The 11714-nt window shown below is 36.2% G+C and carries 6 protein-coding genes and 3 tRNA genes; 5 read left to right on the top strand and 4 right to left on the bottom strand.

All coding sequences use genetic code 11. The annotated features are described in order from the left end of the window. The 3 genes from ACEN2F_RS14350 to ACEN2F_RS14340 all read left to right on the top strand — a co-directional run. On the top strand, positions 1-4332 hold a 4332-nt coding region (locus tag ACEN2F_RS14350), incomplete at its 5' end, for an HYR domain-containing protein (RefSeq protein ID WP_441740441.1). 157 nt (positions 4333-4489) lie between these two features. Next, positions 4490-5407, top strand: a complete 918-nt coding sequence (locus ACEN2F_RS14345; protein ID WP_441740439.1) for a PorP/SprF family type IX secretion system membrane protein — start codon at positions 4490-4492, stop codon at positions 5405-5407. A gap of 10 nt (positions 5408-5417) precedes the next feature. Further along, entirely contained in the window at positions 5418-7358 is a 1941-nt protein-coding gene (locus ACEN2F_RS14340) for an OmpA family protein (RefSeq protein WP_441740437.1), read from the top strand. A gap of 477 nt (positions 7359-7835) precedes the next feature. Here the strand turns inward: ACEN2F_RS14340 and ACEN2F_RS14335 are convergent. The 3 genes from ACEN2F_RS14335 to ACEN2F_RS14325 form a co-directional block, all read right to left on the bottom strand. Next, positions 7836-7909: transfer RNA gene (locus ACEN2F_RS14335), tRNA-Arg, on the bottom strand. A 21-nt stretch (positions 7910-7930) separates the two neighbouring features. Beyond that, positions 7931-8005 (bottom strand) — tRNA-Pro (locus ACEN2F_RS14330). Between the two features lie 22 nt (positions 8006-8027). Continuing rightward, a tRNA-Ser gene (locus ACEN2F_RS14325) sits at positions 8028-8111 on the bottom strand. A gap of 228 nt (positions 8112-8339) precedes the next feature. Here ACEN2F_RS14325 and ACEN2F_RS14320 point away from each other — a divergent pair. Both ACEN2F_RS14320 and ACEN2F_RS14315 read left to right on the top strand, forming a co-directional pair. Next, positions 8340-9518, top strand: coding sequence for an acetyl-CoA C-acyltransferase (locus ACEN2F_RS14320; protein ID WP_441740445.1), 1179 nt, complete (start codon positions 8340-8342; stop codon positions 9516-9518). 71 nt (positions 9519-9589) lie between these two features. Next, positions 9590-10351: a C40 family peptidase gene (locus tag ACEN2F_RS14315; protein ID WP_441740435.1), complete on the top strand. Its 762-nt coding sequence runs from the start codon at positions 9590-9592 to the stop codon at positions 10349-10351. A 54-nt stretch (positions 10352-10405) separates the two neighbouring features. Here ACEN2F_RS14315 and ACEN2F_RS14310 read toward each other — a convergent pair whose 3' ends face one another. Next, positions 10406-11674, bottom strand: coding sequence for a tetratricopeptide repeat protein (locus ACEN2F_RS14310; RefSeq protein ID WP_441740433.1), 1269 nt, complete (start codon positions 11672-11674; stop codon positions 10406-10408). Positions 11675-11714 lie beyond the last annotated feature (40 nt).

Here is an 11714-nt window from a genome sequence, read left to right as displayed (position 1 = left end):
ACTTGGACCGTAACGGACAATGCTGGAAATACGGCTACTTGTACTCAAATCGTAACGGTAGTTGACACTATCAATCCTACTATAATTTGTGCAGCTCCTGTAACGGTAAATGTAGATCTTGCTTCTTGCACAACGGCTAAAGCCAATGTAACGCTTGGATCTCCTACTACTGCTGACAACTGTGGGGTAAAATCGGTAACCAACGATGCGCCTAGCGTTTTCCCTATCGGAAACACGACGGTAACTTGGACCGTAACTGACAATGCTGGAAATACGGCTACTTGTACACAAATCGTAACGGTAGTAGACAATATCAATCCAACCATTACTTGTGCAGCTCCTGTAACGGTGAATGTGGATGCTGCTTCTTGCACAACGGATAAAGCTAATGTAACGCTTGGATCTCCAACTACGGCTGATAACTGTGGGGTAAAATCGGTAACTAACGATGCGCCTAGCGTTTTCCCTATCGGAAACACAACGGTAACTTGGACCGTAACTGACAATGCTGGAAATACGGCTACTTGTACTCAAATCGTAACGGTAGTTGACAATATCAATCCAACCATCACTTGTGCAGCTCCGGTAACAGTGAATGTGGATGCTGCTTCTTGCACAACGGATAAAGCCAATGTAACGCTTGGAGCTCCAACTACGGCTGATAACTGTGGGGTAAAATCGGTAACCAACGATGCGCCTAGTGTTTTCCCGATCGGAAACACAACGGTAACTTGGACGGTAACTGACAATGCTGGAAATACGGCTACTTGTACTCAAATCGTAACGGTAGTAGACACTATCAATCCAACCATCACTTGTGCAGCTCCTGTAACGGTAAATGTGGATGCTGCTTCTTGCACAACGGATAAAGCCAATGTAACGCTTGGAGCTCCAACTACGGCTGACAATTGTGGTGTGAAATCGGTAACCAACGATGCGCCTAGCGTTTTCCCTATCGGAAACACGACGGTAACTTGGACCGTAACTGACAATGCTGGAAATACGGCTACTTGTACACAAATCGTAACGGTAGTAGACAATATCAATCCAACCATTACTTGTGCAGCTCCTGTAACGGTGAATGTGGATGCTGCTTCTTGCACAACGGATAAAGCTAATGTAACGCTTGGATCTCCAACTACGGCTGATAACTGTGGGGTAAAATCGGTAACTAACGATGCGCCTAGCGTTTTCCCTATCGGAAACACAACGGTAACTTGGACCGTAACTGACAATGCTGGAAATACGGCTACTTGTACTCAAATCGTAACGGTAGTTGACAATATCAATCCAACCATCACTTGTGCAGCTCCGGTAACAGTGAATGTGGATGCTGCTTCTTGCACAACGGATAAAGCCAATGTAACGCTTGGATCTCCAACTACTGCTGATAACTGTGGGGTAAAATCGGTAATCAACGATGCGCCTAGCGTTTTCCCTATCGGAAACACAACGGTAACTTGGACGGTAACTGACAATGCTGGAAATACGGCTACTTGTACTCAAATCGTAACGGTAGTTGGCGATATCATAGCAAATGATGACACTGGAATACAAGTAAATGGATTAAAAGGTGGGATATCAGTAAATAATGTTTTAATAAACGATATACTAAATTGTAAGGAAGCTAAAACAGAGGATGTAATCACAACTTTTATCTCCTCTACAAATACAGGTGTGACTTTATCTGGTACTGATGTGGTAGTGGCTGCGGGTACGCCTGCTGGTTCTTACACTTTGGTTTACCAAATCTGTGAAATCTTAAATCCAACCAATTGTGATACAGCTACCGTTACCGTTACCGTTACGGCTCCTGCTATTGTCGCTAATGATGATGCCGGAACTCCTGTAAACGGTGCCAACGGCGGAACGGCTTTCACCAATGTGTTGGTAAACGATACTTTAAATGGGGTTCCTGTTTTAGCTTCGCAAGTTGTCTTGACTACGGTTTCATCTTCGAATGCTGGAATCACTCTTTCTGGTACTGATGTGGTAGTGGCTGCGGGTACGCCTGCTGGTTCTTACACTTTGGTTTACCAAATCTGTGAAATCTTAAATCCAACCAATTGTGATACAGCTACCGTTACCGTTAGCGTTACGGCTCCTGCTATTGTCGCTAATGATGATGCCGGCACTCCTGTAAACGGTGCCAACGGCGGAACAGCTTTCACCAATGTGTTGGTAAACGATACTTTAAATGGGGCTCCTGTTTTAGCTTCGCAAGTTGTCTTGACTACGGTTTCATCTTCGAATGCTGGAATCACTCTTTCTGGTACTGATGTGGTAGTGGCTGCGGGTACGCCTGCTGGTTCTTACACTTTGGTGTACCAGATCTGTGAAATATTAAATCCAACCAATTGTGATACGGCTACCGTTACCGTTAGCGTTACCGCTCCTGTTATTGTCGCTAATGATGATGCCGGAACTCCTGTAAACGGTGCCAACGGCGGAATAGCTTTCACCAATGTGTTGGTAAACGATACCTTAAACGGTGTTCCTGTTTTGGCTTCGCAAGTTATCTTGACCACGGTTTCATCTTCGAATGCTGGTGTAACTTTATCTGGTACTGATGTGGTAGTGGCTGCGGGTACGCCTGCTGGTAACTATACGTTGGTTTACCAAATCTGTGAAATATTAAATCCAACCAATTGTGATACAGCTACCGTTACCGTTACCGTTACGGCTCCTGCTATTGTCGCTAATGACGATGCCGGAACTAATGTAAACGGTGCCAACGGCGGAACAGCTTTCACCAATGTATTAGTAAACGATACCTTAAACGATGTTCCTGTTTTGGCTTCGCAAGTTATCTTGACTACGGTTTCATCTTCGAATGCTGGAATCACTCTTTCTGGTACTGATGTGGTAGTGGCTGCGGGTACGCCTGCTGGTTCTTACACGTTGGTTTACCAAATCTGTGAAATATTAAATCCAACCAATTGTGATACAGCTACCGTTACCGTTAGCGTTACCGCTCCTGTTATTGTCGCTAATGATGATATCTATACAATTGAAAATTGTACCTCATCAGGTATACTAGGAAATGTATTAGGAAATGATTCACTAAATGGAAACTCCTTAATAGCTTCAACGGTGAATATCACTTTGGTTTCTGGGCAAAATTCAAATATTCAATTGGATAACCTTGGAAACATCAATACATTAACTGGTACAAATCCTGGAATTTATATTTTAACATATCAAATATGTGAGAAATTAAATCCAGAAAACTGTGATACTGCAACAATAACCATAACAATTAAGGATATTACCGCACCGGTCATTGCTCAATTACCAGTACCTTCAACTATAAGTTGTAGTATTACTCCAAATTTTGCTCAAGCAACAGCAACTGATACCTGTAGCTCTATAACATTAGCATTCGTAGACACAACTGTTCAAGGTAGTTGTATTGGTTCTTACACTGTAACTAGAACCTGGACAGCTACAGATTCAGCAGGAAATTCGGCTACTGCTTCTCAAATCATCAGTGTACAAGATACTACTGGTCCAACTACTACCACTGAATTTGCTGCAACTATCAATGTGAATTGTGATGCTATTCCTTTGAAACCAGAACTTATTTTTGCAGATAATTGTTCAACGGCCTCTCCGGCAATATATACAGAAACAATCACTAATAGTTCTCAGAACTCCTATTCAATTGTTAGAAAATGGCCTGTCTCAGATTCTTGTGGAAACATTTCTATATTTACTCAAACGGTTAACGTCTCAGTGACAAACAGCGGAACAACAATTGCAAGCTCTGCTTGTAGTGGAGACTCGTCACCAATTAATATCTTTAATTTATTACCTGAAGGCACTCCAACAAACGGAACTTGGGTAGATGTTGATAATACAGGCGCATTACAAGGAAACATCCTTTCCCCTTTTGGACTAAGTTTAGGTAACAAAGTTTTTGAATATCAAATCAACAATGTAGATTGTCCAAGAAAAATTGAACTGACTGTAAATATAAATGATGATTGTATCGTTTTAGGATGTGGTGACATAAAAGTACATAATGCATTTTCACCAAATGGAGATGGTACAAACGAAGTGTTTGTTATTGATAATATTGATGACACTGCTTGTTACCCTGAAAATACCGTTGAAATATATAATCGTTGGGGTATACTAGTTTTTGAAACTAAAAATTATAACAATCAAACTAATAATTTTGAGGGTATCTCTCGCGGAAGAACAACTGTTAATCAGTCGTCAGGTTTACCTACCGGAACTTATTTTTATATTCTAAATTACAGTTCTATTGATGGAAATGGTAATATAGAAATCAAAAAATTAGACGGGTATTTATACCTTACTAAATAATTTTGAATTAATTTTAATCCTGAGGACAGTTAAAAATCCTCAGGTTAAAAAAATGAATTAGCCCTATTCTTAAATATAAATAGTATTAACATTTTTCGAAATAGATCTTTTGGATCCTAAAAAAAGAAAGAGTTCAATCACAACAAAAAAATCTACTATGAGAACAAAAATATTTTTAATCTTGTTACTGTTTACAGTATTTACTGGTTTTGGACAACAAGACGCACAATATACTCAGTACATGTACAATACCATTAATATCAATCCCGCTTATGCAGGTTCTAGAGGAGCAATGAGTATTTTTGCTATGCATCGTACTCAATGGGTAGGTTTGGATGGTGCCCCAGTTACAAATGTTGCCTCAATCAACACTCCGCTAAATGATAACAATCTTGGTTTAGGAGTTTCTTTTGTTAATGACAAAATTGGCCCTACCAATGAAACCACTATTTCTACTGATTTCTCATATACCATTCCTGCATCGGAAAATTACAAACTTTCTTTTGGTATAAAAGCTACAGCTAATTTATTCAATTTAGACATTTCAAAATTAAATCCTGTTGATTCCTATCCACTTGATCCATCGATGCAAAATATAGATAATCAATTTTCACCTAATTTTGGAGCTGGTTTATATCTTCATTCTGACAAAGCATATATTGGTTTTTCCATTCCTAATTTTATTGAAACAAACCGCTATGATGATAATGAAACTGCGATATTTAGAGAAAAAATAAATTACTATTTAATAGGAGGTTATGTTTTTGATATCAATAGCACATTAAAATTTAAACCTGCATTCCTATCCAAAATGGTAGTAGGTGCGCCACTACAAGTAGATGTTTCTGGTAACTTTATGTTTAATGAGAAATTTGTTGTAGGAGTTGCCTATAGATGGAGTGCTGCGTTAAGTGCGGTTGTTGGATTTCAAGTCTCTGATGGAATGTATATTGGTTATGGCTATGACAGGGAGACAACCCGATTAAGAAATTATAATTCTGGTTCTCATGAAGTATTCTTGCGCTATGAGATATTTAAAAATAATGGTAAAATTATAACTCCAAGATTCTTCTAAAACAACTATTATGAAAAATAATAAACTCTTTTGTATAACATTAATAATTGCGTTTTCATTTAATGTATACTCCCAAAAAGAAAAGGTAAAAGTTGCCGACAAAAAGTACGACAACTATGCCTATATCGATGCCATAAAAACCTACGAAAAAGTGGCTGAAAAAGGATATAAATCAGCCGATATGTTTAAAAAGTTAGGCAATTCCTATTATTTCAATTCAGAGTTAGAAAAAGCAGCCAAATGGTATGGTGAATTATTTGCGATGAATACTACTGACTTAGATCCCGAATATTACTTCCGTTATGCACAATCTTTGAGATCAATTGGTCAAAATGATAAAGCAAACGAACTACTGGAATTGTTCAGTCAAAAATCGGGAAACGATAGCCGTGGAAAGCTTTTCATGAAAAATGTGAATTATCTTGACGCGATAAAAGCTAACTCTGGAAGATATAAAATTGAGGATGCCGGAATAAACTCCATCTATTCTGATTATGGAACTGCACTTTACTCAAATGAAATGCTGTTTGCCTCAGCAAGGGACACTGGAAGTCTAGGACAAAGAAAACACAAATGGACAAATCAATATTTCACAAATTTATATTCCGCAAATTTAGGGGAAAATATGAATCCAGGAGAACCACAAAAGTTTGACAAAAAGATAAATTCTAAATTTCATGAGTCAACCCCTGTTTTTACAAAAGACGGAAAAACAATGTACTTTACTCGAAACAATTATCTTGATGGAAAAAAAGGAAAAGATGCTAATAAAATTACTTTACTAAAAATATACAAAGCCACTTTAGAAAATGATTCTTGGTCGAACATAACTGAACTTCCGTTTAGTAGTGACAATTATAGTGTTGCACATCCTACGCTCAGTCCTGATGGAAAAACGTTATATTTTGCCTCCGACATGCCGGGAACAATTGGTCTTTCCGATTTATTTAAAGTACAAATAAACGATAATGGCACTTACGGTATTCCAGAGAATTTAGGAAATAACATCAATAGTGAAGGAAGAGAAACTTTTCCATTTATAAATGATGAAAACGAAATCTACTTTGCATCAGATGGACATCCAGGCTTAGGAGGTTTGGATGTTTTTGTTTCGACTATTAGTGCCAATGGTACTTTTGGAGAGGTACAAAATTTAGGTGCTGATATTAATTCTCCAAAAGATGATTTTGCTTACTTAATTGATACAAAATCCAGAAGAGGTTTTTTTACTTCCAATAGAGATGGTGGCTTGGGATATGATGATATTTATAAATTTTTAGAGCTAAGAAAAATCACTTGTCAACAATTATTATTTGGCGAAATTACTGATCTTGCTACAAAAGAATTACTTCCTGATGCTAAAGTTACTTTATTTGACAATCAATTTAACATTGTAAACACAACTATTTCTGATGATAAGGGCAACTATTCCTTTACTGTTGAATGTGGAAAAACGTATTACGTAAGAGCTCAAAAACCTGAATATACTGCCAATGAACAGAAGATTACAATATCGGATGAAAATGGAAAAACATACTTACCAATCGCATTGGAAAACGCAAAATGTAAAGTAACTATTGGTGATGATTTAGGCAAATGCTTTAACATAAAAATGATTTATTTTGATTTAGATAAATCAAATATCAGACAAGAAGCAGCATTTGATTTGGAAAAAATATTAGATGTTTTAAACCAAAATCCAACCATGAAACTTGATATTCGTTCTCATACGGATAGCAGACAAACTTTTAAATATAATGAAGCCTTATCTGATAGAAGAGCAAAATCTACTATCAACTGGCTTATCAAAAATGGCGTAAGTACTAACCGATTAACTGGAAAAGGATATGGTGAAACACAACTGGTAAATAAATGTGCTGATGATGTAGAATGTACTGAGGAAGAACATCAATTAAACAGGAGAAGTGAATTTATTATTACCGCTTTGTAAAAATTTATATTACTATTCGTACATAATTGTAATATTTTTAATTTTGTCATTTCGACGGGGTACACGTTTAATCGCTTGCCATTGTAATGCAATTTTTCCTTGGTCGAAAAGACAAATTACCAAAATTATATTCGCAAGATATAGTTTGGTATGAATAAATAACTGTCAAAAAAAATTAAAAAATTAAGAGTCAGCTCCTGTGCCTCCTCTAAAATTTATTAATAGATAAGTATTTAGTTAATGCAAGTGAGTTATAACATAAATGGAGAAAAATACATCAATTAGAACTAGCATAAACAACCATAATATGCAAACAGCTCAAAAATGGTTTAGCAAAAAATATTTAAAGGTTTACTGGTATTAATTCGTTTGTTGGCAAAATAGAAGTCTAAAAAAAATCTGTTTTGAACACCATAAAATAAGAAATACAAAATTTATTAAACACAAAAAACCCACTGAATCCAGTGGGTTTTCTTGTGAAGGCAGAAGGATTCGAACCTTCGACCGCCTGCTTAGAAGGCAGGTGCTCTATCCAGCTGAGCTATGCCTCCATTGCTCTTGGAAAAAATTAGTCGGGGTGGCAGGATTCGAACCTGCGGCCTCCTGCTCCCAAAGCAGGCGCGATAACCGAGCTACGCTACACCCCGAAAAAGAAAACAAAATATAAAGCGGAGGGACAGGGACTCGAACCCTGGCACCGATTGCTCGATGACAGTTTAGCAAACTGCTCCATTACCACTCTGGCACCCCTCCAAGCTCAAGAAAACGTGTCCTGTTTTGCGGTTGCAAATTTAAGACATCTTTAGACTTCTCACAACTATTTGAAGGCTTTTTTTTAATATTTTTTATCATTTTTATAAAAAAGCTTCACAATCAAACATATAGAATAAAAATAAATATTAAAAAGATAAACTCAGTATCAAAATATGAAATTGTATAAAAAAGGTTAAATTTGCTACATAAACTAACATTATGAAAGTCATGAACAAAAGAGTTGTTATCGTTTCTGCCGTTAGAACACCTATCGGAAGTTTTATGGGGGGATTATCCACAGTTACTGCTCCAAGATTAGGTGCTATTGCAATAAAAGGTGCTTTGGACAAAATAAAATTGGATCCAAATTTAATTGATGAAGTATTTATGGGCAATGTAGTTCAAGCTGGTGTAGGACAAGCCCCTGCTCGCCAAGCTGCGCTATATGCTGGTTTACCTAATTCTGTTGCTTGTACTACAGTAAACAAAGTATGTGCTTCTGGAATGAAAGCAATAATGCTAGGTGCTCAAGCCATTTTATGTGGCGATGCCGAAATTGTTGTTGCGGGTGGAATGGAAAACATGAGTTTAATTCCACACTATATGAATTTGAGAACTGGAACTAAATTTGGTCCAGCCACATTTATTGACGGATTACAAAAAGATGGACTTGTTGATGCCTACGATAACAATGCAATGGGCGTTTGTGCTGACTTATGTGCTGCTGAATATAAATTTACCCGTGAAGACCAAGATAATGCAGCAATTCAATCCTATGAGCGCAGTGCAAAAGCTTGGGAAGCAGGAAAATTTGATAATGAAATTGTATCTGTACCTGTTCCCCAACGAAAAGGTGATCCTATTATAATTTCTAAAGATGAAGAGTTTTCTAATGTCAAGTTAGATAAGATACCAGCATTAAATCCTGTTTTTTCAAAAGATGGTACCGTTACGGCTGCTAATGCGTCTACAATAAATGATGGAGCCGCAGCAGTTATACTAATGAGTGAGGAAAAAGCTATTTCTTTAGGACTAAAACCCCTAGCATATATTAAAGGGTATGCAGATGCCGCACAAGAACCTAAATGGTTTACTACAAGTCCTTCAATAGCAATTCCTAAAGCATTAAAAAAAGCAGGAATAGCCATTACCGATGTTGATTTTTTTGAATTCAACGAAGCTTTTGCAGTTGTAGGCTTGGCGAATGCCAAAATTTTAGGGTTAGATACTAATACAATCAATGTCAACGGAGGTGCCGTGTCATTAGGACATCCCCTTGGCTGTTCAGGTGTTAGAATTATTGTCACTTTGATCAATGTTTTAGAACAAAATAATGCTAAAATTGGAGCTGCTGCAATTTGCAATGGTGGTGGTGGGGCTTCGGCGATTATTATTGAAAGAGCTTAAAAAAAATATAAATTATGAGTTGCGTTTTTTAAAAGTGCAACTCATAATTTCAAACTCATAAATTACCTTAAATGTTCGGAATTTGTAATCTTGCGATGATCCCTTTACGGTTTGAACCTAGTGATAAAAGTGAAATTGTGTCTCAAGTTTTATTTGGAGAACATTTTGAAATTTTAGAACAAATAAAACAATGGTCCCGTATTAAAATACAATACGATGACTACGAAGGTTGGATAGATTCAAAACAATTACAATTGATTTCTGAATCAAATTATGATCAATTATCGGAAGAAACTATCATATTGAATTCTGATTTAATTGAATATATTTCTACTCCAAATAACCAATTAATACCTATTCCACTTGGTTCCTCACTATCATTTATAAATAACAGTGACATAAACATTGAAAATTTTGATTTTGAAGGAAGTAAAACTAGTGGTAAAAAGGCAAAAGAGTGTTTGCTAAAAACTGCGTATATGTACTTGAATGCCCCTTATCTTTGGGGAGGAAAAACTCCGTTCGGAATAGATTGCTCGGGATTTACCCAAATGGTATATAAACTTAACGGATATAGATTACTCAGGGATGCTTCACAACAATCAAAACAAGGCGAAGCATTGAGTTTTATTGAAGAAAGTGAGCCAGGTGATCTTGCTTTTTTTGATAATGAAGAAGGCAATATTATCCATGTAGGAATAATTATGGATGATAATTACATCATTCACGCCAGTGGAAAAGTACGAATTGACAGACTTGATCACTTAGGAATTTTCAATGCCGAGACAAACAAACACACGCACAAACTGAGAGTCATTAAAAAAATAATATAAAAAAAACTGTCTCAAATACTTTTCGAGACAGGTTTTTTTATTTATAATTTAGAATTAATTCTTTGCTTTCAATGCCTTGTATTCAGCAGTCATTTCTAAAGCACTATAAACTCCAAGAAGCGTTTTAGCAACATCTTCATTTTTAGGATCTAATTCTACTGCTTTAGCAAGAAAAGGAATTGTTGCTTTGAATAAATTTTCTCTTTTCTTTTTCAATTCATCATAGCGCTTCATGTCCTTAGTTGAATTTCCTAGTTTATTCATCTCATCAATAATCCCTTTCTCATCCTCTAACTTCATTGCTGCTAGATTGATATAAGCATTTATATATTTTGGATCAATGGCAATTACTTTCAAATAATATTTTTCAGCATCCGCTTGATTTTTAGCATTTGCGCTTAGCACTCCTAAATTAAAAACTAAGTCAGCATCATTAGGATTTTTTTCTAATACTTGAGCAACTAGCTTTTTGTACATTTCAAAATCTTTAGTTTCTAAATAAAGGTTTGCTTCCGATAAAACTAATGAAGTATCTTCAGGATTTGCTTGTCTTGCATCCGCTATGGCCTTTTTTGCCTCTTCAATTTTTCCTTTTTGGACTAATATTAGTGCGATATTTTTGTAAATCTCCCCTCTTTTAGAAGGAATAACTTCTGTTCTTGGTTTTTCGTGAGTTCCTAATTTCACCATTCTGTCTCTTTCAGCAGCAGTTGTAAAAAGGTCTTCCTCGGAATTAATTTTGTTCACTGCAAAAAAACTTGTTCCTTTTCCAGAATAATTTAAGTTTTTCAGATCGTTATATAACCCTAGTGCTGTGTCATATTCTTCAGCATTAACATAGGTAGATGCTGCATAATACAAATTAAGAGTATCTTTTTTGTCTAATAAATAAGCATTATACAATTTTTTTGCACTATCTGAATGTTTGTTTATTTTAGAATCGGCTATCGCAGAATTGATCAATTTATACTTAATATCAGTAATTGATGCTGCCGCTTGGGTTGAAAACTTCAATTTACCTGAACTTTTTTCGGCTTCAATTAAATCTTGATAGGCTTTAGCCGCAAGCGAAAGATTAGTATTCGCATCTACTTTTTTATTGGCTAAATCCAATAATGCATTTCCTTTTACAAAAAAGAACTGTGCTTTCTCTGCTTCTTTTGCATTAGCTATTAGAGGTTCTGCTTCCATCAAAATAGTTACTGCTTCTTGAGAATTTCCACCTTTCATAGCTTTTTCAGCTGCTTTTATTTGATCTTTTTGAGCAAAAGAGGTTACTGAAATCACTAACGCTGATGCTAGTACTACATATTTACTTTTCATGGTATTCGATTTTTGTTTTACATTTATTTTGGTTGCTGTA

This window comes from Flavobacterium sp. W20_MBD1_R3, from assembly GCF_052119725.1.
Classification (GTDB): domain Bacteria; phylum Bacteroidota; class Bacteroidia; order Flavobacteriales; family Flavobacteriaceae; genus Flavobacterium.
This window is presented reverse-complemented; position numbering and strand designations above follow the sequence as displayed.